At 71.7% G+C, this 22813-nt stretch carries 23 protein-coding genes; 12 read left to right on the top strand and 11 right to left on the bottom strand.

From position 1 onward, the window contains the following. Nucleotides 1–1080 precede the first annotated feature (1080 nt). The gene (locus tag OHA73_RS13605; protein ID WP_327655162.1) at nucleotides 1081–2337 is read left to right on the top strand and encodes a PucR family transcriptional regulator; all 1257 of its coding nucleotides are present in this window, start codon (nucleotides 1081–1083) and stop codon (nucleotides 2335–2337) included. On the opposite strand, the gene OHA73_RS13600 is transcribed toward OHA73_RS13605, so the two are convergent. After that, nucleotides 2309–2944, bottom strand: a complete 636-nt coding sequence (locus tag OHA73_RS13600; RefSeq protein WP_266720645.1) for a TIGR03085 family metal-binding protein — start codon at nucleotides 2942–2944, stop codon at nucleotides 2309–2311. The genes OHA73_RS13605 and OHA73_RS13600 overlap by 29 nt on opposite strands. A gap of 71 nt (nucleotides 2945–3015) precedes the next feature. Between OHA73_RS13600 and hisI the strand changes: the two genes are divergently transcribed. Then, nucleotides 3016–3393: a phosphoribosyl-AMP cyclohydrolase gene (hisI, locus tag OHA73_RS13595; protein WP_266720647.1), complete on the top strand. Its 378-nt coding sequence runs from the start codon at nucleotides 3016–3018 to the stop codon at nucleotides 3391–3393. Here the strand turns inward: hisI and OHA73_RS13590 are convergent. Beyond that, nucleotides 3374–3868: a hypothetical protein gene (locus tag OHA73_RS13590; RefSeq protein WP_266720649.1), complete on the bottom strand. Its 495-nt coding sequence runs from the start codon at nucleotides 3866–3868 to the stop codon at nucleotides 3374–3376. The genes hisI and OHA73_RS13590 overlap by 20 nt on opposite strands. Before the next feature lie 78 nt (nucleotides 3869–3946). On the opposite strand from OHA73_RS13590, the gene OHA73_RS13585 reads away from it, so the two are divergent. From OHA73_RS13585 to lgt, 10 genes are all read left to right on the top strand, one after another. Beyond that, nucleotides 3947–5419, top strand: a complete 1473-nt coding sequence (locus tag OHA73_RS13585; RefSeq protein ID WP_327655161.1) for an anthranilate synthase component I — start codon at nucleotides 3947–3949, stop codon at nucleotides 5417–5419. 71 nt (nucleotides 5420–5490) lie between these two features. Continuing rightward, nucleotides 5491–6147: a TIGR02234 family membrane protein gene (locus tag OHA73_RS13580; RefSeq protein ID WP_266720652.1), complete on the top strand. Its 657-nt coding sequence runs from the start codon at nucleotides 5491–5493 to the stop codon at nucleotides 6145–6147. Between the two features lie 127 nt (nucleotides 6148–6274). After that, nucleotides 6275–6526 carry an HGxxPAAW family protein gene (locus OHA73_RS13575; RefSeq protein WP_267070764.1) on the top strand — a complete coding sequence of 84 codons (252 nt, stop codon included), beginning with the start codon at nucleotides 6275–6277 and terminating at the stop codon, nucleotides 6524–6526. A gap of 121 nt (nucleotides 6527–6647) precedes the next feature. Continuing rightward, nucleotides 6648–7085: a DUF2752 domain-containing protein gene (locus OHA73_RS13570; RefSeq protein WP_267072926.1), complete on the top strand. Its 438-nt coding sequence runs from the start codon at nucleotides 6648–6650 to the stop codon at nucleotides 7083–7085. A 125-nt stretch (nucleotides 7086–7210) separates the two neighbouring features. Beyond that, entirely contained in the window at nucleotides 7211–8017 is an 807-nt protein-coding gene (gene trpC, locus OHA73_RS13565) for an indole-3-glycerol phosphate synthase TrpC (RefSeq protein ID WP_266720654.1), read from the top strand. Between the two features lie 10 nt (nucleotides 8018–8027). After that, complete coding sequence (trpM, locus tag OHA73_RS45750) at nucleotides 8028–8174, top strand: tryptophan biosynthesis modulator TrpM (protein ID WP_425835010.1); 147 nt, start codon at nucleotides 8028–8030, stop codon at nucleotides 8172–8174. A gap of 219 nt (nucleotides 8175–8393) precedes the next feature. After that, on the top strand, nucleotides 8394–9680 hold the full coding sequence (gene trpB / locus OHA73_RS13555; RefSeq protein WP_266720656.1) for a tryptophan synthase subunit beta: 1287 nt from the start codon (nucleotides 8394–8396) through the stop codon (nucleotides 9678–9680). Beyond that, nucleotides 9677–10492, top strand: coding sequence for a tryptophan synthase subunit alpha (gene trpA / locus OHA73_RS13550; RefSeq protein ID WP_267070765.1), 816 nt, complete (start codon nucleotides 9677–9679; stop codon nucleotides 10490–10492). Before trpB ends, trpA begins: the two co-directional genes overlap by 4 nt. A 96-nt stretch (nucleotides 10493–10588) precedes the next feature. Then, a complete protein-coding gene (locus OHA73_RS13545) occupies nucleotides 10589–11359 on the top strand; it encodes a DsbA family protein (protein WP_266720659.1) in 771 nt (256 codons plus the stop codon). Between the two features lie 73 nt (nucleotides 11360–11432). After that, entirely contained in the window at nucleotides 11433–12353 is a 921-nt protein-coding gene (lgt, locus tag OHA73_RS13540) for a prolipoprotein diacylglyceryl transferase (protein ID WP_267070766.1), read from the top strand. Between the two features lie 70 nt (nucleotides 12354–12423). On the opposite strand, the gene OHA73_RS13535 is transcribed toward lgt, so the two are convergent. From OHA73_RS13535 to OHA73_RS13495, 9 genes are read right to left on the bottom strand one after another with little or no spacing between them, the layout of a single operon-like run. Continuing rightward, nucleotides 12424–13269 carry an HpcH/HpaI aldolase/citrate lyase family protein gene (locus tag OHA73_RS13535; protein ID WP_267070767.1) on the bottom strand — a complete coding sequence of 282 codons (846 nt, stop codon included), beginning with the start codon at nucleotides 13267–13269 and terminating at the stop codon, nucleotides 12424–12426. Then, a complete protein-coding gene (locus OHA73_RS13530) occupies nucleotides 13266–14477 on the bottom strand; it encodes a CaiB/BaiF CoA transferase family protein (protein WP_267070768.1) in 1212 nt (403 codons plus the stop codon). The genes OHA73_RS13535 and OHA73_RS13530 overlap by 4 nt, the downstream gene beginning before the upstream one ends. After that, on the bottom strand, nucleotides 14474–15928 hold the full coding sequence (locus OHA73_RS13525) for an ADP-ribosylglycohydrolase family protein (protein WP_327655160.1): 1455 nt from the start codon (nucleotides 15926–15928) through the stop codon (nucleotides 14474–14476). Before OHA73_RS13525 ends, OHA73_RS13530 begins: the two co-directional genes overlap by 4 nt. Next, the gene (locus tag OHA73_RS13520; protein WP_327655159.1) at nucleotides 15928–17067 is read right to left on the bottom strand and encodes an ADP-ribosylglycohydrolase family protein; all 1140 of its coding nucleotides are present in this window, start codon (nucleotides 17065–17067) and stop codon (nucleotides 15928–15930) included. The genes OHA73_RS13525 and OHA73_RS13520 overlap by 1 nt, the downstream gene beginning before the upstream one ends. Further along, the gene (locus OHA73_RS13515; RefSeq protein WP_327655158.1) at nucleotides 17064–18491 is read right to left on the bottom strand and encodes an ADP-ribosylglycohydrolase family protein; all 1428 of its coding nucleotides are present in this window, start codon (nucleotides 18489–18491) and stop codon (nucleotides 17064–17066) included. The genes OHA73_RS13520 and OHA73_RS13515 overlap by 4 nt, the downstream gene beginning before the upstream one ends. Continuing rightward, nucleotides 18488–19618 (bottom strand): ADP-ribosylglycohydrolase family protein, encoded by a 1131-nt coding sequence (locus tag OHA73_RS13510; protein ID WP_267070772.1) that lies wholly within the window; start codon nucleotides 19616–19618, stop codon nucleotides 18488–18490. The genes OHA73_RS13515 and OHA73_RS13510 overlap by 4 nt, the downstream gene beginning before the upstream one ends. A 52-nt stretch (nucleotides 19619–19670) precedes the next feature. Beyond that, entirely contained in the window at nucleotides 19671–20987 is a 1317-nt protein-coding gene (locus OHA73_RS13505; RefSeq protein ID WP_267070773.1) for an ABC transporter substrate-binding protein, read from the bottom strand. Beyond that, nucleotides 20987–21835 (bottom strand): carbohydrate ABC transporter permease, encoded by an 849-nt coding sequence (locus OHA73_RS13500; RefSeq protein ID WP_266720676.1) that lies wholly within the window; start codon nucleotides 21833–21835, stop codon nucleotides 20987–20989. The genes OHA73_RS13505 and OHA73_RS13500 overlap by 1 nt, the downstream gene beginning before the upstream one ends. After that, entirely contained in the window at nucleotides 21832–22800 is a 969-nt protein-coding gene (locus OHA73_RS13495; protein ID WP_266720678.1) for a carbohydrate ABC transporter permease, read from the bottom strand. Before OHA73_RS13495 ends, OHA73_RS13500 begins: the two co-directional genes overlap by 4 nt. Nucleotides 22801–22813: the final 13 nt, after the last annotated feature.

Raw genomic sequence — 22813 nt, 5'->3', positions numbered from 1 at the left:
CGCGCGTGGGCCCCGGGGCCGGTCCCCGAGTAATTGTTGCGCGGCACCGGGGTGCCGCCGTGCCGGGGTCGGCGCCTCCCGTCCTGGTTGCGCGGCACCGGGTCTTGGGGCTGTGCCGGGGTGGGCGCCCTTGCGCTCAGCGCGCGGCACCGGTCCTTGTCCGGCTGCGCCGGGGTGGGTGCCCTTGCGCTCGGCGCGCGGCATCGGTGCCTTTCCGGCTGTGCCGGTGCCCGGTCATCTCCCGCCCTCCCGCCCCCTCCGGGGGCTTTGGCCCGTCCGGGGGCCCGGCTGCTGTGCTGGGGGCGGGGCCTGTCGTAGCTGTTGCGCGGCACCGGGGTCTGACCGTGCCGTGGTCGGCGCCTCCCGTCCTGGTTGCGCGGCACCGGGTCTTGGGGCTGTACCGGGGTGGGCGCCCTTGCGCTCAGCGCGCGGCACCGGTCCTTGTCCGGCTGCGCCGGTGCCTGCTCATCTCCCACCCGCCCGCCCCCTCCGGGGGCTTCGGCCTGCCCGGGGCCCGGTTGCTGTGCCGGGGTCGGGGCCTGTCGTGAGGGGTGCGCTGCATCGGGGTGCCGCCTTGCCCACCCTGCCGCCCCAGGCGGCAGATTGCCCAAGGCGGGTGCGGTCGACCGTCACAGGTGGGGTGCCGTGCCGATGGCGCTTGCCGTGACGGGGTCGGGCCGACGCCCCCGGAGGGGGCGGGTGGGTGGGAGATGGGCGGGGAGGTCGGCATTTTTGAGCCCCTGCGCCGCTTGAGCAGCGGGGTCCGGGGCGGAGCCCCGATCTTTGGGCCCCGCTGGCGCTTGAGGCGCGGGGGTCAGGCGGAACCCTGGCCTTCCCAGCCCTACCGGCGCTTGAGGCGCAGGGGTCGGCCGGAGCCCCGATCATCCCAGCCCCGCCGGCGTTTGAGGCGCGGGGTCCGGGGTGGAGCCCCGTGGCGTGAGGGAGGTCGACCGCCTCCGTGGAGGTGCCCGTAACCCCGGTACCCGCCCCCACTCACCTGCACGTTTGCAGAGAGGGCTGGAGACCGACCAGACGGTATGTCATTCTGCGGACTCGTGAGCCGAGCCGTGGAGGACCACCATGCCCGCGCATCTCGTACGTCCCCGACCACACCCACGGACCGGCGCCGGATCGGACGCGGTCGCCGTGCTGCGCCGCGCCGCACGCCCGCTCCTCGGTCAACTCCCCGCGCTCACCGACCGGTTGACGGCGGAGCTGTACGAGCAGGAGCCGGCCTACCGCGCCGCACTGGAGGTCGACCCCGGCGACGTACGCGCGGAGATCCACCGCTCGCTCGGACACAGCGTCGCCTCCCTGCTCGACCCTCCGCGCAACCGGTACGCCGCCCGCGCCTGCACCGCCCGGATCGGCGCCGCCCGCGCGGCCCGCGGGTTTCCGCTCGACGCCGTGTCGCACGCCTTCCGGCTCGGCGGCGCCCTGGTCTGGCAGGCGCTCGTCGACGAGGTGACCTTGCGGCATCCCGAGGATGCGCATCTGCTGGTGCATCTTGCCGTCGATGTGTGGAACTTCGTCGATGAACATTGCACGCACGTCGCCGAGTCGTATCGGCGTGCCGAGCGCGAGCTCACCTGGCGGCGTGAGAACCGGCGCCGCCTGATGGCCGCCGCCCTCCTCGACGGCGCCACCCGCATCGCCGACCTGCCCGACGCCGCAGCCGCACTCGATCTGCCCGAACGCGGCCGGTACGCGGTGCTGATCGCCGTCGGCGGCAGCCGGGGCGCGCCCCGGCCCACCCTGCCGCACGGCGTACGGGCCGTGTGGCACACGGCCGACGGGACCGAACGCGCCATCGTCGATCTGGGTGGACTGGGCGCGGCTCAACTCGCCGTCGCGCTAAGGGAGTTTTGCCACCGCAAGCCCGGCCTGCGCGTCGGCATCAGCCCCGCCGTCGAAGGGCTCGCCGCGGTGGGCGGCGCCCGGCGGCTCGCCGAGACCGCGCTGCGCATCTGCCCGGAGGGCGGCGGCACCGTACTCCTGGACGAGCAGTTGCCCGCCGCGCTCGTCGCCGCCGCGCCCGAACTCGGCCGGATCCTCGCCGACCGGGTGCTCGGCCCCCTGCTCGCCCTGCCCCCGACCGACCGGACCCTGCTGCTCGACACACTGACGGCCTGGCTGGACTGCGACGGCTCCGCGCAGCGCGCCGCCACCCGCCTCTACTGCCACCGCAACACGGTCCTGAACCGGCTGCGCCGCTGCGAACAGCTCACGGGCCGGAGCCTCGCCCGCCCCGCCGACCTCGTCGAACTGGGGCTGGCGCTGCACGCCCTGCCCCACACCGGCACACCCGCTACAGGCCGAGCGCCTTCGTCTCCGTGAGCCGGTCGATGGCCGACTTCTCGCCGTCCATCTCGACGTCCGCCGCCTCCTGCCGGCCGAACGCGAACATCACCAGCTCCGCGGGCGCGCCCGTGACCGTGACCACGGGGGCGCCGCGGTGCGCCACCGCCGTCTGGCCGTCCGGGCGGCGCAGCACCAGGCCGACGGGCGCCTTGCGGCCCATCACCCGCGCCATCCGCTCCAGGCGCGACCACAGGACGTCGGCGAAGACCGGGTCGAGCTCGCGCGGCGTCCAGTCGGGCTGCGCACGGCGCACGTCCTCGGTGTGGATGTAGAACTCGATCGCGTTCGACGCCTCGTCGATCTGCTTGAGGGAGAAGGGCGAGAAGCGCGGCGGACCGGTGCGGATCAGCTGGATCAGCTCTTCGTACGGCTTCTCCGCGAACTCGGCCTGCACCCGCTCCAGGCGGGACGCGAGCTGTTTGACGAGGATCCCGCCCGCGGCGTCCGGGCGGCGCTCGCGCACCACCACATGCGCCGCGAGGTCCCGGGTGTTCCAGCCCTCACAGAGGGTGGGGGCGTCCGGGCCCGACGCCTCCAACAGGTCGGCGAGCAGAAGTCGTTCACGCTTGGCATGGGTCGACATGTCGCCAGCCTACGACCGCCCGCGCCGCACCGGACAGTGGACGTTCGACTCGGCGCGGCACAATGGTCCATATGACCAGCTCGCCCGTACCCAGCAGCAGCCTCGACCCCGCCATCGCCGCCCGCCTCAAGCGGAGCGCCGACGGCCTGGTTCCCGCCATCGCCCAGCAGTACGACACCGGCGAGGTGCTCATGCTCGGCTGGATGGACGACGAGGCGCTGCACCGCACCCTGACCACCGGCCGCTGCACGTACTGGTCGCGCAGCCGCCAGGAGTACTGGGTCAAGGGCGACACCTCGGGCCACTTCCAGCACGTGAAGTCGGTCGCCCTCGACTGCGACGCCGACACCGTGCTCGTCAAGGTCGACCAGGTGGGCGCCGCCTGTCACACCGGCGCCCGCACCTGCTTCGACCGCGACGAGCTGCCGGTCAGCGACAGCGCAGCGTGATCTCCTGACGGTCCCGGAAGACGATCCGGGCCGGGTCCCCCGCCACCGGGGACCCGTCGACCTCGGCCGTGCACTGGGGGCGCACGCCCCACTCCGTGAGGAGCTGTCCGAGCGTGAAGTCCTGCCACTGGGCCGACTCCACGTGCACGGTGCCGGTCGTGTCGTGCGTGTGCAGCGGGCTGAAGCGGGGCTTCTTGCCGGAGCGGTCGATGCCGATGTCGGCGGGGACGGTCACCTGGCGGCCGCCCGCGTACACGGTGAGGTGGGGGTGGATGTGCATGGTCAGCTTCTCGGAGTCGAGCATCTCCAGGCCCGCGGCCTCGACCCGCGCCTCGACCTCGCCGGGCGGGGGCGCGGCCCAGTCGCCGGGGGCGGGAGCGGCGCCGGTCAGCGCGGTCACGGCGACGGCGGCGAGGGCGACACCGGACAGGGCGCTCGCCATGCGTGCGTTTTTGTAGCTCTTGGTCTTCGTCACCGCTCCCTTCTAGCGGGGCGCCGTCCACCCCTCGACCAGGCGCGCGGGGCGTCCCCCCGACGGAAGTAGGCTCCTGCCATGGACCTCGAGACCTTCCGCAAGCTCGCGACCGACCGCCGAGTGATCCCCGTCAGCCGCAAGCTCCTCGCGGACGGCGACACGCCCGTCGGCCTGTACCGCAAGCTCGCCGCCGAGCGGCCCGGCACGTTCCTCCTGGAGTCCGCGGAGAACGGCCGCTCCTGGTCCCGCTATTCGTTCGTCGGCGTGCGCTCCGCCGGCACGCTGACCGAGCGCGACGGGCAGGCCCACTGGCTGGGCACGCCGCCCGTCGGCGTCCCGGTCGACGGCGACCCGCTCGCCGCCCTGCGCGCCACCGTCCAGACGCTGCACACCCCGCGCTACGAGGGTCTGCCCCCGTTCACCGGCGGCATGGTCGGCTACCTCGGGTACGACATCGTGCGCCGCCTGGAGAAGGTCGGCCCGGGGGAGCGGGACGACCTCAAGCTGCCCGAGCTGACGATGCTGCTCACCAGCGATCTCGCCGTGCTCGACCACTGGGACGGCTCGGTGCTGCTGATCGCCAACGCGATCAACCACAACGACCTGGAGACCGGCGTCGACGAGGCCTACGCCGACGCCGTCGCCCGCCTCGACGCCATGGAGGCCGACCTCTCCAAGCCGGTCGAGTCCGCCCCCGCCGCGCTCCCGCCGTCCGAGCTCCCGGAGTTCACGGCGCTGTGGGGCGGCAAGCAGTACCAGGACGCCGTCGAGGACATCAAGGAGCGCATCCGCGCGGGCGAGGCCTTCCAGGTCGTCCCGTCCCAGCGCTTCGAAACCCCTTGCACCGCAAGCGCGTTGGACGTCTACCGGGTGCTGCGGGCCACGAACCCGTCCCCGTACATGTACCTCTTCCGCTTCGACGGATTCGACGTCGTCGGCTCCTCGCCGGAGGCCCTCGTCAAGGTCGAGGACGGGCGCGCCATGGTGCACCCGATCGCCGGGACCCGGCCGCGCGGCGCGACCCCGCAGGAGGACCACGACCTCGCGGAGGAGCTGCTCGGCGACCCCAAGGAGCGCGCCGAGCACCTGATGCTCGTCGACCTCGGGCGCAACGACCTGGGGCGGGTCTGCGAGCCCGGCTCCGTCGAGGTCGTCGACTTCATGTCCATCGAGAAGTACTCGCACGTCATGCACATCGTCTCGACCGTGACGGGAACCGTCGCCGAGGGGCACACCGCCTTCGACGTACTGACCTCCTGCTTCCCGGCCGGCACCCTGTCCGGCGCCCCGAAGCCGCGTGCGCTGCAGATCATCGACGAGCTGGAGCCGTCGCGCCGCGGCGTCTACGGCGGCTGCGTCGGCTACCTCGACTTCGCGGGCGACTCCGACACCGCCATCGCCATCCGCACCGCGCTGCTGCGCGAGGGGACCGCGTATGTGCAGGCGGGCGCGGGTGTCGTCGCCGACTCCGACCCGGTCGCCGAGGACACCGAGTGCCGCAACAAGGCGGCGGCGGTGCTGCGCGCCGTGCACACGGCGAACCGACTGTGAGGCATCGGACGCTGTGAAGTGACGCACGACTCCGGCCCCCGGGTCACGTAAACCCGTACAGACAGGCGATAGTGGAGTACGTGACTGCTGTACCGCACCCCCGTAACGATGCCGCCGAGCCGGCCGAGCCGGCTGCTTCCTCGCCGAATGGCCGGCGCAGCCTCGCCGTCGCCCTGCTCTGCGGGGCCGCGGGAGCCGCGATCGCCCTGCTCGCCTCCCGGCAGGAGTGGTGCTCGGGCGTCGCCGCCGTCGCCGGCGGCAAGCTGCCGCTGACCGCCGAGGGCAGCGACGTCACGGGCGTGCCCGCGGCCCTCGCCATAGTGGGCCTCGCCGCGCTCGTCGCCGTCTTCGCGGTCCGCAAGGTCGGCCGCGTCCTGGTCGCCCTCCTGCTCGCGCTCAGCGGCGCGGGCGCCGTCGCCGCCGCCGTGCTCGGCGCGCGTGACAGCGCCGCGCTCGACGAGAAGGCGGCGCAGGCCGCGGGTGACGCCTCCGCCACCATCCACGCGCTCAGCAACACCGCGTGGCCGTACGTCTCCGCGGCCGGCGGCGCACTCATCCTGATCGCCGGGATCCTCGCCGTGATCTACGGCGCGGCCTGGCCGTCGATGGGCGGCCGCTACGAGCGCTCCGGCGCCCCGCGGACCCGCCGCGCCAAGGCCGTGGACCCGGACCGCCCCGAGGAGCTCTGGAAGGCCCTCGACCGCGGCGAGGACCCGACCGGCGCATAGGTCCTGGACCAGGTCCTGGACGTAGGCCCGGACCCCGCGTTCCGAGCTGGTGCGCGAGTGCGGGACAATAGATGGGAACGTCGTACGTCATGCGTACGCATAGGCCATAAGCAACGAGGAGCAAGCCATGGCGGACAGCAGCCACGGACACACCCCGGCCGCCTGGACCGGTGTCATCATCGCCTTCATCGGTTTCTGTGTCGCGGGCGCCTTCATGGTGATCGGCAACGTCGCCGGTTTCTGGGCCGGCATGGCCCTGCTGGCGATCGCCGCGGTCGCCGGCGGCCTGATGAGCGCCATGGGCATGGGCAAGCCGAAGCGTGCCGAGCTGCAGCTCAAGTCCACCGGGGCTGCGCGCCCCGCGGGCTCGGAGGCCTGAGTCCTCGCACATACCCGCGAAAGGGGTGGAGCGGCCGACCGACCGGCCGTCCCGCCCCTTTCGTGTTTTCCGGGGAGCGGTCCCGGGCCCGCGGATGCAGAATTCACGGGTGACCGTGGAGATGTCGGAGCAGACCGAGAAGACCGAGAAGACCCCCCGTTCCGGCGCTCTGCGCCGACTCGCCGTCCCGCTCGGCGTGCTCGGCGGCGTCGCCCTCGCCTTCGCCTACGTGGGCGCCGTCGACCCCAATGAGCCCGGCCACTACCCGGCCTGCCCGTTCCTCCAGCTCACGGGCGCCTACTGCCCCGGCTGCGGCGGGCTGCGCAGTGCCCACGCGGTCGCGCACGGGGACCTCTCGGGCGCGTTCGGGGCCAATGCCCTCGCCGTCGTCGGCTACGCGCTGTTCGCGGTGATCTGGACGGTGTGGGCGGTGCGGGCGGCCCGCGGCAGGGCCGTGAGCCTCGCGCTGGGCCGCGTACAGCTGTGGATCGTCGGCGGGGTCGTGCTCGCCTTCACCGTTGTCCGGAACCTGCCCTTCGGTGGCTTCCTAACCCCTTGATCAACTGCGTTTGTCCAGGTAGTGGGACCGGCGTCAACCGGATGCGGGACCTTCGCCCATTGACGGATACCATTCACAAGGACCAGATGAACACCCAGGGGATGCCCGGAAAGGAGTCCGCTCGCGTGAGTGTGCTCGACGAGATCATCGACGGAGTCCGTGCCGACCTTGCGGAGCGGCAGGCGCGCGTCAGCCTCGACGAGCTCAAGGAGCGCGCGGCGAAGGCTCGCCCGGCCAAGGACGGGGTTGCCGCGCTCAAGGGCGACGGCGTCAAGGTGATCTGCGAGGTCAAGCGGTCCAGCCCCTCCAAGGGCGCGCTCGCCGCGATCGCCGACCCTGCCGCCCTCGCCGCCGACTACGAGGCGGGCGGCGCGGCCGTCATCTCCGTCCTCACCGAGCAGCGCCGTTTCGGTGGCTCGCTCGCCGACCTGGAGGCCGTCCGCGCCAAGGTCGACATCCCGATCCTGCGCAAGGACTTCATCGTCACGTCGTACCAGCTGTGGGAGGCCCGCGCGTACGGCGCCGACCTCGCGCTGCTGATCGTCGCCGCCCTGGAGCAGCCCGCCCTGGAGTCCCTCATCGAGCGCGCGGTCTCCATCGGCCTCACGCCGCTCGTCGAGGCGCACGACGAGGACGAGGTGGAGCGCGCGATCGACGCCGGGGCCAAGATCATCGGCATCAACACCCGCAATCTCAAGGACCTTTCGGTCGACCGCGGCACCTTCGAGCGCGTCGCCCCGGACATCCCGGACCACATCGTCAAGGTCGCCGAGTCCGGCGTGCGCGGCCCGCACGACCTGATCGCGTACGCCAACGCGGGCGCGGACGCCGTCCTCGTCGGCGAGTCCCTGGTGACCGGCCGTGACCCGAAGTCCGCCGTCGCCGACCTCGTCGCCGCCGGCGCCCACCCCGCCCTGCGGCACGGACGGTAAACTCTCCGCCATGGCCATTGCCTCCCGCCTCGCTCCCGGTTGCCGCCCCCGCGGCTGCCGGGCTCCGGCGCGCCGTGTGCGCGGCAGGCGGGTCAGGTACCACATCGGCGCGGAGCCGGGCCAGATCAACGGCATGCGATGGCGAGGCGCCCTTTAGGGGCGCGGGTTTCTCCTGACAGGCGGCCACCTCACAGTCGGCCACTGGACAGACGGCCACCTCACAGGCGGCCACCGCCACGCGGGCGCGTGCGTCATCGCCGCCCGCGGTCGAGTACGTACCTTTGGCCCCATCAAGGGGCGCGGGACCGTGCCTGACAGCGACCACCCACGCCCCCACGGCGACCAGTCACCACCCAACTCACCGTGAGGGTTACGCATGCCCAGCGAGTACTTCATTCCCGACCCCGAGGGTCAGATCCCGAGCGCCGAGGGCTACTTCGGCGCGTTCGGCGGCAAGTTCATCCCGGAGGCCCTCGTCGCCGCCGTGGACGAGGTCGCCGTCGAGTACGACAAGGCCAAGAACGACCCGGAGTTCGCCCGCGAGCTCGACGACCTCCTCGTCAACTACACCGGCCGCCCCAGCAGCCTCACCGAGGTGCCCCGGTTCGCCGAGCACGCCGGTGGCGCCCGGATCTTCCTCAAGCGCGAGGACCTGAACCACACCGGTTCGCACAAGATCAACAACGTGCTCGGCCAGGCCCTGCTCACCAAGCGGATGGGCAAGACCCGCGTCATCGCGGAGACGGGCGCGGGCCAGCACGGCGTCGCGACCGCCACCGCCTGCGCGCTGTTCGGCCTCGAGTGCACCATCTACATGGGCGAGATCGACACCCAGCGCCAGGCCCTGAACGTGGCCCGCATGCGCATGCTGGGCGCCGAGGTCATCGCCGTGAAGTCCGGCAGCCGCACCCTCAAGGACGCCATCAACGAGGCGTTCCGCGACTGGGTCGCCAACGTCGACCGCACGCACTACCTCTTCGGCACGGTCGCGGGACCGCACCCGTTCCCCGCGATGGTCCGCGACTTCCACCGCGTCATCGGCGTCGAGGCCCGCCGCCAGATCCTGGAGCGGGCAGGACGTCTCCCGGACGCCGCGATCGCCTGCGTCGGCGGCGGCTCCAACGCCATCGGCCTGTTCCACGCCTTCATCCCGGACGCCGACGTCCGTCTGATCGGCTGCGAGCCGGCCGGACACGGCATCGAGACCGGCGAGCACGCGGCGACGCTCAGCGCGGGCGAGCCCGGCATCCTGCACGGCTCCCGCTCCTACGTCCTCCAGGACGAGGAGGGCCAGATCACCGAGCCGTACTCGATCTCGGCGGGCCTGGACTACCCGGGCATCGGCCCCGAGCACGCCTACCTGAAGGACTCGGGCCGCGGCGAGTACCGCGCGGTCACCGACGACGCCGCCATGCAGGCGCTGCGCCTCCTGTCGCAGAGCGAGGGCATCATCCCGGCCATCGAGTCGGCGCACGCCCTCGCGGGCGCGCTGGAGGTCGGCAAGGAGCTGGGCAAGGACGGGCTGATCATCGTCAACCTGTCCGGGCGCGGCGACAAGGACATGGACACCGCGGCCCGCTACTTCGGCCTCTACGACACGGACGCGGCCGTCGCCGCGGACGCCGAGGGCGAGCAGGCCGAGATCGAGGGGGATGCCAAGTGAGCGGCAACGTACAGCTGTTGAACGACACCCTGGCCGGTGCCAGGGCCGAGGGCCGCTCCGCCCTCATCGCCTACCTGCCCGCCGGATTCCCGACCGTCGACGGCGGCATCGAGGCGATCAAGGCCGCCTTCGACGGCGGCGCCGACGTGGTCGAGGTGGGCCTGCCGCACTCCGACCCGGTGCTCGACGGACCGGTCATCCAGACCGCCGACGACATCGCGCTGCGCGGCGGCCTGAAGATCAAGGACGTCATGCGCACCGTGCGCGAGGCGCACGAGGCCACCGGCAAGCCGGTCCTCGTCATGACGTACTGGAACCCCATCGACCGCTACGGCATCGAGCGGTTCACCGCCGAGCTCGCCGAGGCGGGCGGCGCCGGCTGCATCCTGCCGGACCTGCCGGTGCAGGAGTCGGCGGTGTGGCGCGAGCACGCGGACAAGCACGGTCTCGCGACCGTCTTCGTCGTCGCGCCCAGCAGCAAGGACGAGCGCCTCGCCACCATCACGGCCGCCGGTTCGGGCTTCGTGTACGCGGCGTCCCTGATGGGCGTCACCGGCACCCGCGAGTCCGTCGGCAACCAGGCCAAGGAACTCGTCGAGCGCACCAAGGCCACGACCGACCTTCCCGTGTGCGTGGGCCTCGGCGTCTCCAACGCGACGCAGGCCAAGGAGGTCGCGGGCTTCGCGGACGGGGTCATCGTCGGCTCGGCGTTCGTGAAGCGGATGCTGGACGCCCCGGACGAGAAGGCCGGACTCGAAGCGGTGCGCGCCCTCGCCGGTGAACTCGCCGCGGGCGTACGGGCCAAGGCCTAGTAACCACCCCGTAGTAACAGGGAGTTACGTCACCCATACGGATGGAAACCGGACCGGGAAGGCACGCTCGTGCCTTCCCGGTTCGTTGGCGCTGGTGTGAGCGAGAAGAACCGAGAGGGAAAGCGCGCGGCCCGCGAACGCCTTGCCGCCGAGCGCCAGAAGCAGAAGTCCGCTGAGAAGCGGCGCAGGACCTTGATCGTGGGCGCCACCGTGGTGTGCGTGCTCGGCCTGGCCGCGGTGATCGGGGTGGTCGCCGCGAATTCGGGCGACGACAGTTCCAGTGATGCCGGGCCGGTGGTCGCGCCCAAGGGCGCCACCGGCAAGGACAAGCTGGCGATCCCGGCGGGCGAGGACACCGCGAAGTCGACGCTCACGGTCTGGGAGGACTTCCGCTGTCCCGCCTGCAAGAGCTTCGAGGACGCGTACCGGTCGACGATCCATGAGCTGGAGGACTCCGGTGAGCTGAAGGTCGAGTACCACCTCGTCACGCTCATCGACTCGAACCTGAAGGGCACCGGCTCCCTGCGCGCGGCCAACGCGGCGGGCTGCGCCCAGGACGCCGGGAAGTTCCGCGACTACCACGACGTGCTGTTCGAGAACCAGCCGGAGGAGACCGACGACGCCTTCGCGAACAACGACAAGCTGATCGAGCTCGCGGGCAAGGTCGACGGCCTGGACACGTCGACGTTCAAGTCGTGTGTGAACGACGGCAAGCACGACAGCTGGGTGAACAAGTCGTACAAGGCGTTCCAGGACGCGGGCCACTCGGGCACGCCGACCGTGCTGCTCAACGGCAAGAACATCCTGGAGGACCAGAGCCTGACCCCGGCCAAGTTCAAGAAGATGGTCGAGGCCGCGAACAAGTAGTCGGAGCCGTTACTCAGCCGTTGCCGGGCTGCCCGCCGTGCGCGCGGCCCGGCACGGTAGCGTCGGACCTGCCATGGAACTTGCCTTCATTCCCAGCCCCGAGCGCGGAGTGGTCTATCTCGGACCCATTCCGCTGCGCGGCTACGCGTTCTGCATCATCATCGGCGTCTTCGTGGCCGTCTGGCTCGGCAACCGCCGCTGGGTCGCCCGCGGCGGGCGGCCCGGCACGGTCGCCGACATCGCCGTGTGGGCGGTGCCCTTCGGCCTGGTCGGCGGTCGCCTCTACCACGTGATCACGGACTACCAGCTGTACTTCAGCGAGGGCCGTGACTGGGTGGACGCCTTCAAGGTCTGGGAGGGAGGCCTCGGAATCTGGGGCGCCATCGCGCTCGGCGCGGTCGGCGCCTGGATCGGGGCCCGCCGCCGCGGCGTCCCGCTGCCGGCCTATGCCGACGCGATCGCGCCCGGTATCGCCCTCGCCCAGGCCATCGGCCGCTGGGGCAACTGGTTCAACCAGGAGCTGTACGGCCGGGCCACCGATGTGCCCTGGGCCCTCAAGATCACCTCGGACACGGACGGGCGGGTGCCGGGCACGTACCACCCGACGTTCCTGTACGAGTCGCTGTGGTGCATCGGCGTCGCGCTGCTTGTCATCTGGGCCGACCGGAAGTTCAAGCTCGGGCACGGGCGGGCGTTCGCGCTGTACGTCGCGTCGTACTGCGTGGGCCGGTTCTGGATCGAGTACATGCGCGTGGACGACGCGCACCACATCCTCGGCCTGCGGCTCAACGACTGGACGGCGCTGGGTGTCTTCGTACTCGCGGTGATCTACATGGTGGTGTCCTCGAAGAAGCGTCCCGGACGCGAGGAGGTCGTCGAGCCGGGGGTCTCCGACGGTTCGGAGGACGAGAGCGACGGTGACGGTGACAGTGCCGTCGAGGACGACGTCGACCTCACGAAGAGCGAGGCGAAGAGCGAGGCGAAGAAGACCTGACGGTCTTCGGCTGTACGTCCATGGGGCGCCGGACCAGTTGGTTCGGCGCCCTTTGCTTGTGCCTGATGTCCTAGAGCGCGCTCGATGACGGGCTCGATCGGGCCAGCCTCAGCGTTCTGCGCGCGGCCGCGACCACTGCCGCGTCGACGAAGCGGCCGTCCGGGAGGGCCAGGGCGCCCGCCTCCGTGGCCGCCGCGCACACGATTTCCTCGGCCGCCCGCACCTCCGCCTCGGTCGGGCGGAAGGCCTCCTCGATCACCGGGAGCTGGCGGGGGTGGATCGCCGTGCGGCCGAGGAAGCCCAGGGCGCGGCCCTCGGCGCAGGACCGGGCCAGGCCCTCCGTGTCGCGGACGTCCGGGTAGACGGACTGCGGCGGTGGCGGCAATTGGGCCGCACGGGCCGCCACGACGGCCCGGCCGCGCACCCACGCGAGGCCCGCCGCGTCCGTGACGCCGAGGTCGGCGCGGAGATCCGCCTCGCCGAGCGCGATGCCGTGCACGGCGTGGTGCGCGGCGATGTCATAGGCGTGCTCGACGCCCGTCGCCGACTCCAACAGGGCGTACAGGGGCGGCACTTCGACCGCCCAGTCCTGTACGCGGGTCAGGTCCGCGGGGCCGCCCACCTTCGGCAGGCGCAGCGCGTCGAGGCCGGGGAGCGGGGTGAGGCGGCGTACCTCCTGCTCGGCGAGCGGGCCGTCCAGCGCGTTGACGCGGACGTGCACCGGTGTCTTGTGCTTGTCGGCGAGGAGTTCGACGGTGGCGTCGAGCGCGTACGTCTTGCGGTCGGGGGCGACCGCGTCCTCCAGGTCGACCAGGACGACGTCGGCGCCCGAACCGAGCGCCTTGGCGACGACGTCGGGGCGGTCCCCGGGCACGTAAAGCCAGGTCAGGAACGTCTTTTCCAGCGACTCGCTCATACCGCACCAGCCTCCCGCAAGGACACGATGTCCGCCTGCGACAGGCCGAGGCCGTCCAGGATCTCGTCGGTGTCCGAACCGTGCGGGCGGCCCGTCCACTGGATGGAGCCGGGGGTCTCGGAGAGGCGGAAGAGGACGTTCTGCATCTTGACCGTGCCGAGGTCCGGGTCGGGGAGCTCGGTGATCGAGTCGAGGGCCTGGTACTGCTCGTCGGCCAGGACGTCGCGGATGTCGTAGATCGGGGCGATGGCGGCCTCCGCCTTCTCGAAGGCCGCGACCACCTCGTCGCGGGTGTGGGAGGCGATCCAGCCGCCGACGGCCGCATCGAGTTCGTCGGCGTGCTGGGCGCGGCCCGAGCCCGTCGCGAACCACTCCTCGTCGATGAACTCGGGCCGTCCCACCAGGTGCATCACACGCTCCGCGATCGACTGCGCGGAGGTCGACACAGCGACCCACTTCTCGTCGCGGGTGCGGTACGTGTTGCGCGGGGCGTTGTTCGTCGAACGGTTGCCGGTGCGCGGCTGGACGTAGCCGAGCTGGTCGTACCAGGTGGCCTGCGGGCCCAGGATCGACAGCATCGGCTCGATGATCGCCATGTCGACGACCTGGCCGCGGCCCGTCGTGTCGCGTCCGCGCAGCGCCGCCATGATCGCGTACGAGGTGGCGAGCGCGGCGATGGAGTCGGCGAGGCCGAACGGCGGGAGGGTCGGCGGCCCGTCGGGCTGTCCGGTGATCGCGGCGAAACCGCTCATCGCCTCCGCGAGCGTGCCGAATCCGGGGCGGCGCGCGTACGGGCCGAACTGTCCGAAGCCGGTGACGCGGGCGAGGACCAGGCGCGGGTTGGCGGCGCTCAGCTCGTCCCAGCCGAGGTGCCACTTCTCCAGGGTGCCGGGGCGGAAGTTCTCGATGACGACGTCGGACTCGGCGACCAGCTTGAGGAGGATCTCGCGGCCGCCGGGCGATGACAGGTCGAGGGTGAGGTTCTTCTTGTTGCGGCCGAGGGTCTTCCACCAGAGGCCGATGCCGTCCTTGGACGGGCCGTGGCCGCGGGAGGGGTCGGGCCTGCGGGGGTGCTCCACCTTGATGACCTCGGCGCCGAAGTCGCCGAGCATCGTGGCGCAGATCGGCCCGGCGAAGAGGGTGGCGAGATCGAGGACGCGCAGGCCGGTCAACGGGCCCTTGGAAGTGTCCTGTTGAGGGTTCGTCATGTGCGGGCCTCCAGGGTGAGCCGGGCCAGTTCGTCGAAGCCGATGCCGTCGAAGCCGGCGACGGAGGTCGACAGGCGGTTCTTCAGCGGATGCGTCCAGCGGTCGCCGAGCGCTTCGGGGTGACCGGCGAGCAGGCCCGCGATCGAGCCGGCGGTCGCGCCGTTGGAGTCGGTGTCCCAGCCGCCGGACACCGCGCGGCAGATGGAGCCCTCGAAGTCGCCGTCGGCGTGGGTGAGGGCGGCTGCGAGGAGGGCCCCGTTGGGGAGGACGTGGACCCAGTGGTGGTCGGCGTAGGCGGCGTGCAGCTCGTCGACGACGGTGTCGAAGTCCGGGTGTTTCGCGGCCAGTTCGATGCCGAGGTTGATGGCTTGGGCGTAGCGCGACTGCGGTGGTACGACGGCGAGACCGGATCGGAGCGCGGTGTGTACGTCGGCCGTGCCCGTAGCGGCGGTGGCGATGGTGGCGGCCGTGAACATCGCGCCGTACACGCCGTTCGCGGTGTGCGTGAGAACGGCGTCCCGATGGGCGAGACGGGACGCGAGGGCCGGGTCGCCGGGGGCGATCCAGCCGAAGACGTCGGCGCGGATCTGGGCGCCGATCCATTCGCGGAAGGGGTTGCGGTGGGTCGCCGTGTGCGGGGGTTCGAGGCCGGTGAGGAGGTTGCGGTAGGCGATGCGTTCGGCGGTGAAGGTGCGGCCCGCGGGGAGCTCGTCGAGCCAGAGCTTGGCGACGTCGGCCGTGGTGAAGTCGGTGCCGTGGCGCTGGATCAACAGCAGGGCGAGGAGGGGGTAGTTGAGGTCGTCGTCCTCCGGCATGCCGTTGATGTTTTCGGCGAGGGAGGTGGGGGCGCTGCGGCGGTTCCACGGGTAGCGGGTGGCGAGCTCCGGGTCCAGGCCGGCCTCCGTGAACCAGCCGCTCAGCGGCCAGTTCCCGGTGGACCGGGCGATGGCCCGGATGCCCTCGAGCGGGAGCTTTTCCACGGGTTTGCCGAGGAGGCAGCCGACGGCTCGGCCGAGCCAGGCGGCGTGGAGGCGATCCCCCACCCCGCCCCTTCCCGAAAGTCCTGCCGGACGGGCCGCCTCAATCGCCGGCGGGGCTGGGTATTCAGCCCCTCCGGCGTTTGAGGAGCGGGGGTCTGGGGGCGGAGCCCCCAGTTTCGGGAAGGGGCGGGGTGGGGGAGAGTCCTTCGTTGCGGATTCGATCGCCGACAGGTCCGTCGGCTCCGGTAGCGGTGAGCTAAGCGTCGCGAGTTCGTCGAGCAAGTGCTCGGCCAGGGCGCGTAGTTCGGGTGACGCCGGGACGGCGGACGCGCCGGCGCGGTCGGGCGCCAGGTGACCGCCCGCCGCCACCCAGCGGTCCCGCACCGCGGACGCGTCCCGGCCGTCCTGCGCCGCCTGACGCAACTCATGGCCGATCAGATCCTCGGGCTGCACCCAGGTGACGCGGAGCATCACAGCCCCGCCACCGCCGCGAACGCGGCATCGTGATCCCGGCGCCGGTCCACGTCCTTCGCGTACACCTCACGCGTGACCCGCGCGAGCGAGGCCGCGGGACCGTGCAGGTCCAGCTTGCTGGCCCGCGCGATCTCGGCGCTCCACTCCTTGGGCACGGCCCCCTCCCCGTACAGCGCGCCGACGATCGCCCCGCTCATCGTGGCGATCGAGTCGCAGTCGCGGCCGTAGTTGACCGAGCCGAGCACGGTGTGCCGGAAGTCGCCGCGGCCGACCAGGAGCATGCCGAGGGCGACCGGGAGTTCCTCGATGGCGTGCAGGCGGGAGGGGCGGCGGGCGCCGAGCGAGGGCTTGCGGTACTCGGGGCCGACCGTGTCGAAGGGGGTGACCGCCTCGCGCAGCGGCTTCAGCGCGTCCTCGAAGTCGTCGTAGCGGGCGGCCACTTCGCAGACCGCCTCGATCGCCGACCGCGTGCCGTCCTTGGCGAGGGCGAGGGCGTCCTCGACCACCGACTCCGGCGTCGCGCCCGGCTTGTACGCCGCCGCGACCGCCGCCGCGAAGACGCCTGCCGCCTCGCGGCCGTACGAGCTCTGGTGGGCCCCGGCGACATCGAGTGCCTCTTCGTACGCCTTCAGCGGGTTGCCCGCGTTGACCGCGCCTACGGGGGCCATGTACATCGACGCACCGCAGTTCACGATGTTGCCGACGCCCGCCTCGCGCGGGTCCACGTGCCCGTAGTGGATGCGCGCGACGATCCACTTCTCGGCGAGGAAGAGGCGCTGGAGGGGGAGGGCCTCCGCTTCGAGTTCCGGGATCCAGCGGGGAGTTGTGATGAGGTCGGGGACCAGGTGGTCGGCGACCGCGTACGCGTCGAGGTGGTCGCGGACCTTCTCGTAGACGCGGATCAGCGCGTGTGTCATGAGGGTGTCGTCGGTGACGTGGCCGTCGCCCTTGTGGTACGGCGCGATGGGCCGTGCCGTCTTCCAGTCGTCCTTGTGGAACGGCTCCACGATGCCGCGGACCCGGCCGCCGTGCCGCTCCGCGATGGCCTCCGGTGTCCAGCCCTCGACCGGGCCGCCGAGCGCGTCGCCCACGGCCGCGCCGACCAGGGCGCCGGTGGTGCGGTCTTCCAAGCTCATGCTGAAGTTCCTTCCGCTGCAAGGGAGTTCGAGGTGGCGCGGGCGAGCCGGTCGGCCACGGTCGTCAGTTGGGTTCCCGCGAGTTGCGGCAGCGCGCAGCCCGCGAGGATGTCGCAGGCGTCCCGCCAGGTGTGCGGCAGCGCGTCCGCGCCGCCGATCGCGCCGGTGAGGGCGCCGGTCAGGGCCGGCGCCGAGTCGGCGACGCGGGACAGGCAGGCCGCGGTGGGTACGGCCTCGGTGACCGAGCCTGCGGCGGCCGTCGCCATGGCGAGCGCCACCGGGACGGTCTCGGCCGCAGCGATGCCGTAGCTGTAGACGTGGTCGACGATCTCGTGTTCCAGGACGGGGACCAGCGCGAACGCGTTGCCGGGCTGTCCTGGGCGGGCCGCCGCGGCGGCGCGTCCGAGCTCTACGGCCCTGTGGGCGTTGCGGTGGATCTCGGTGCCGGCGGGGAGTTGGGCGAGTGCGGCGTCCACGCAGGCGTCGACGTCCGCGCCGCCGAGTGCGGTGGCGACGGCGGCCGCCATCGCGCGGGCGCCGTGCACGCCGTCGCCGTCCTGGGTGTAGCGGGCGTCGAACTCGGCGAGTTCCGCGGCGAGTTCGGGCTGGCCGGGGTGGACGACCGCGAGGACCGCGGCGCGGACGCAGGCGGCGTCGTCGAAGTAGTGCGGGTTGTCGTGGCCGGTGGCGGGTGGGCGCAGGCCCGCGGCGAGGTTGCCGAGGCCCGCGCGTACGGAGATGCGGGCGCGCAGCGGGATGTCGGCGGATTCGATCTCGTCGGCGCGGGCCGCTGCCGCGGCGATCTCGTCGGAGAGGGTGTTCCACGCGAGGGAGAGGGAAGAGCGGACGCGGTGGTCGGGTGGGAGGTCGCCGAGGCCGTGGGCGTAGGCGGCGAGGACGGCGTGTGCGGTGAACGCGGCCCATTCGGCGTCGTCCGACGGGCCGAGGCGGAGGGGTTCCGGGGGTTGGTTCAGGGCGATGGGGACGGGGAGGGTGGTGGTGGCGTTCTGCTCCGCGAAGGTGTCCAGTTCGCGGGTGAGGCGTCTCGTCCAGTCCGGGAGCCGTGCCGCGCGGTGTCGCCCCGAGGGCCACCCGGCCGCGTCCCCTGCGGCGATTCCGAGGAGCAGCCCCTCGATACGGTCGGCGCCGGTGGCGGCGGATGCGGTTGCGGTCGCGGGGCGCTGCCCCGGACCCCGCTGCTCAATCGCCGCAGGGGCTTGAATGTCCGGACCTGCGCTTGAGTGCGCCGCAGACGCTTGATTGGCGGATGTTGCCCCGCTCGCGGGGCTCTGCCCCGGGCCCCGCTGCTCAATCGCCGCAGGGGCTTGAATGTCCGGACCTGCGCTTGGGCGTGCCGCAGGGGCTTGATTGGTGGATGCGGCCCCGTTTCCGGGGCGGAGACCCGAGGTGTGGTCGGCGGTCATGCCACCGCCCCCTCGCGGTCCGGCGGAGGTGGGGTCAAGCGGTCGGCCACGTCCAGGACGTGGCGGCCTGCCATGGAGGGGAGGCAGCTGCCGCGGACCGGGCCGATCGCCGTCGCCCAGTGCGAGGGGATCGCCGATTCGCCGCACAGGGCACCGGCCAGCGCGCCCGCCACCGCCGCCGTCGTATCCGCGTCGCGGCCCATGTTGACCGCCGTGAGGACCGATTCGCGGAAGTCGCCGCGGGCCACCGCGAACGCGCCGAACGCGAGGCCGACCGCCTCGGGGGCGAGGTCCGTCCACGGGTAGCCGCCGATGACGACGGCCTTGCGGACCGCCCGCTCCATGGAGAGCTGCGTGCCGTCCGGGTCGCGGCGCGCGCGCCGCGCCGTGGAGACCGCGCGGTGCAGGGAGCGCCCCGTCCACGAGTCCTCGGGGACGACCGAGAGCGCCGCCTGGACCACCGCGTCCGGGTTGTGGCTCACCATCGCCGCTGCCACACCCGCCGCGACCGCGCGGCCGCCGTGGATGCCCTCCCCGTCGTGCGACACCGTGCCGTCGATCGACACCAGGCGGGCCGCCTCCGCGGGGCGGCCCGCCGCGTACACCCCGAAGGGCGCCGCGCGCATCGCGAGGCCGTCGCTCCAGGCGTGCCGGTGCTGGGCGGAGATGGGGGCGGCGAGACCCCGGCGGAGGTTTTCGAGGGTGCCGCGTTCGCTGAAGCCGGCTCCCTTGAAGGGGCCCTCGTCACGGTCGGCGATCCACGTGTGCCAGGCCTTCTCCACGTGCCCGATGGTGAGGCCCGCGCCGTGCTCGGCGAGGAGCAGGCCCGAGAAGATCGCGTACTCCGTGTCGTCCGTGCCGGCCGGGTCGGCGGACACGAACCCCTCGATGCGGCCCCAGCGTTCGCGGATCTGGGACGGCTTCATGTTCTCCGCGGGCGCGCCGAGCGCGTCACCGACGGCGAGGCCGAGGAGCGCCCCGCGGGCGCGATCCCGCAGGGAGATCGCGGCCGCGGGGGGCGGGTGCGGAACGGTACGGAGTCTGCGTGGCTGTGCCGGCCCCTCCGAGGAAAGCCCCTCCGAAGGAGGTCCCTCCGAGGGAGGGTCCGGTTCGACGCTGACGCTCATGGTGTGTTCGTGCTCATCTCTGGGGTTGTGCTGGTGGTGCGAGTGGTGGTGCTCAGCGTTGGTAGCGGTTCAGAATCAGATTGCCGTCGTCCGCCAGGCGCTTGCGCAGCTCTGTTACGCCGAACGCGCCGTTGTAGTACTCCTGGAAGGCCGGAGTGGCGATCTTGTCCTTCCACTCGGCGTAGCCCCGCACCCCGAGCACCGGGGACGGGCGCAGCGAGGCGGCCATCTCGGAGCCGGTCTTCCAGCCGTACTTGTCGGTGGTCAGGGACGGGTCCTTGAGTGCCTCGCGGCTGGTGGGCAACAGCCAGTCGCCGCGCGCCAGTTGTACCTGGTGGTCGGCCTGTGTGAGGTAGGCGATGAACTGGGCCGCCGCCTTCTTGTGCTTGCTGTCCTCGGAGACGGACAGGGTCTGCGGGGCGACGCCCTGGGCCAGGCCGCCGGAGCCGGAGGGCATCGGCAGGACGGTCCAGTCGAAGCCCTTGGGGGCCTGCTGCTGGACCTGCTGCCGGAACGAGAAGTTGAGCGGCAGCATCGCGTACTTGCCCGCGAAGAAGCCGGGCAGCGTGTCGGAACCGGCCATGCCGAGCGCCGATTTGGGCGCACTGTGCGCCGTGTTGACCTGCCGGTTGATCAGTCGTGCGACGGCCGAGTCGGCGGCGCCGTAGCGGATCTCGTTCTTGCCGTCCTTGTCCTTGTAGAAGATCTTGCCGTCGGTGGACAGGGCGAGGTTCACGGACTGGGTGACGGGCTCCTTCATCGACCAGGCGACGCCGTACTGCTCGGGCTTGCCGTCCTTGTTCCTGTCGCGCGTGAGCTTTTTGCTCGCACGCTCGAACTCGGCCCAGGACCAAGGGTGTTGGACCGTGGGTGTACGTACGCCCGACTGCTTGAGGAGCTTCTTGTTCACGACGAGTACGCGCGGCTCCTGGAGGAACGGGATGCCGTAGATCTTCTTTCCGTACGTCGTCGTGGCCCAGGACGCCTTCGGGATGTCCGCACGCAGCGACTTCGGCAGGTAGGGGCTCAGGTCGGCGAGGTAGCCGCCGTGCCCGAAGTCGGTGAGGTCGGAGGCGTCGTCGTGGAAGATGTCCGGCGCCTTGCCGCCTTCGAAGGAGGTCAGCATCTGGTCGTGGATGCTGTCCCAGACGCCCTGGACGTACTTGACCTTGACCTTGGAGTGGGTGTCGTTCCACTTCGCGACCAGGGCCTTGTTCGCCTCGATGGACTCCTTCTGCCAGGCGAGGCTGAGGAATTCGAGGGTGACCGTGCCGTTCGCCGAATCGGAGTCCGAGTCGGACCCGGAGCAGCCGGCGAGCAGCGCGAGGGAGAGGGAGGCCGCGGCCGCCGCGAGGATCCTGGAGCGCATCAGCCCTTCACCGCCCCGCTGAGCATGCCGCCGACGAGCCGCCGCTGGAGCAGCGCGAAGAAGACGAGGCTGGGGATCGTGGCGAGGACCGAGGCCGCGGCGAGCGGGCCCAGGTCGGCGACGCCCTCGGCGCCGAGGAAGCGGGTGAGGATGACCGACATCGTCTGGTTCTCCGGGGACTTGAGGAGGACGAGGGCGAAGAAGAACTCGTTCCAGGCGGTCACGAAGCTGAACATCAGCGTGGCCACCAGGCCGGGCGCGAGGAGCGGAAGGACCACGCTGGTCAGCGTGCGCAGCCGGCCCGCGCCGTCCACCGCCGCGGCCTCCTCCAGGGAGCGCGGCACCGACTTCACGTAGCCCTGGAGCATCCAGAGCGAGAAGGGCAGGTTCCAGACGACGTAGACGATGATCAGGCCGAAGAGGCTGTCGATCAGCCGCAGGTTCTTCAGGACGAGGAACAGCGGGATGATGATCAGCACGAACGGGAACATCTGGCTGACCAGGATCCAGCCCGTGCCCGCCTGGCTGACCCGGGACCTGTACCGGACCATGACGTACGAGGCCGGGACCGCGATCGCCACCGAGATCACGGAGGCGCTGACCGCGACGACCAGGCTGTTGAGCGCCGAGTGCAGCAGCGGCTGCGCGTCGAACGCGGCGCGGTAGTTGTCCAGGCTCGGATGCTGCGGCAGCCAGCTCGGGTCGATCGCGCCCAGCTCCTGCGGGGACTTGAAGGACGTCGAGATCAGCCACAGGAACGGGAAGGCCAGGAAGATCATGTAGCAGAGCAGCGCCACGTACTGACCTGCGCGGCCCGCGACCCGGGGGAGTGTCGTACTCGCGCTCATGCCGCCGCCTCCACGTCTTCCTTCAGCTTCTTACGGAGGAACAGCGTCAGCAGCACCGCGATCACCGCGACCATCGCAAGGCCCATCGCGGCGGCGTACCCGAACTGCCCGTATTTGAAGGCCTCTTCGTACGCGAACAGCATCGGGAGCCGCGTCTTCCCGCCGGGCCCGCCCTGCGTCAGTACGTAGACCAGGCCGAAGGAGTTGAAGTTCCAGATGAAGTTGAGCGCGGTGATGGCGATGACCACCGGCTTCAGGGCCGGCCAGGTCACGGCCGTGAACCGGCGCCACATCCCCGCGCCATCGATCTGCGCGGCTTCACGCAACTCGACCGGCACGTTCTGCAGTCCGGCGAGGAGCACCACCGTCGTCTGCGGCATGCCCGCCCAGACGCCCACGACGATCACGGCGGGCAGCGCGTACGACAGGTCCGCGAGCCAGTCGACGTTCTCGTGGATCAGGCCGAGCTGGGTCAGCGTCTTGTTGAGGATGCCCGCGTCCGAGTGGTAGACGAGCCGCCACATGATGCCGACGACGACCTCGGGCATCGCCCACGGGACCAGCGCCAGGGTGCGGGCCATCCAGCGGAAACGCAGATTCTGGTTGAGCAGCAGCGCGAGGCCGAGCGCGAAGACGAACTGCAGTGCCGTCACGGACACCGCCCAGACCAGGCCGATCCGGAACGACTCCCAGAACAGCGAGTCGTGGCGCAGGTCGAGGAAGTTGTCCAGGCCGATGAACTGCGTGGGAGCGGTCCGCCCGGCCTGCGAGTCGGTGAACGCGAGCGACAGGCCGTACAGGAGCGGGACCACGCTGAGTATCAGAATCGGGATCAGCGCGGGCATCAGCAGGAACCACGCACCCCGGTCCAGGCCGAGCGCTCGCTTGCGCTGACCCGGCGTGCGGGGTGGTGGTGTGCCGCGGCTGCCGGGGACGGCGTTGTCCCGGGGCGCGGTGAGACTCATGGGAATCCTCGAT

Source organism: Streptomyces sp. NBC_00483 (assembly GCF_036013745.1).
GTDB lineage: Bacteria > Actinomycetota > Actinomycetes > Streptomycetales > Streptomycetaceae > Streptomyces.
Note: the sequence above shows the minus strand (reverse complement) of the source record. Positions and strands in the feature narration are given on the sequence as shown.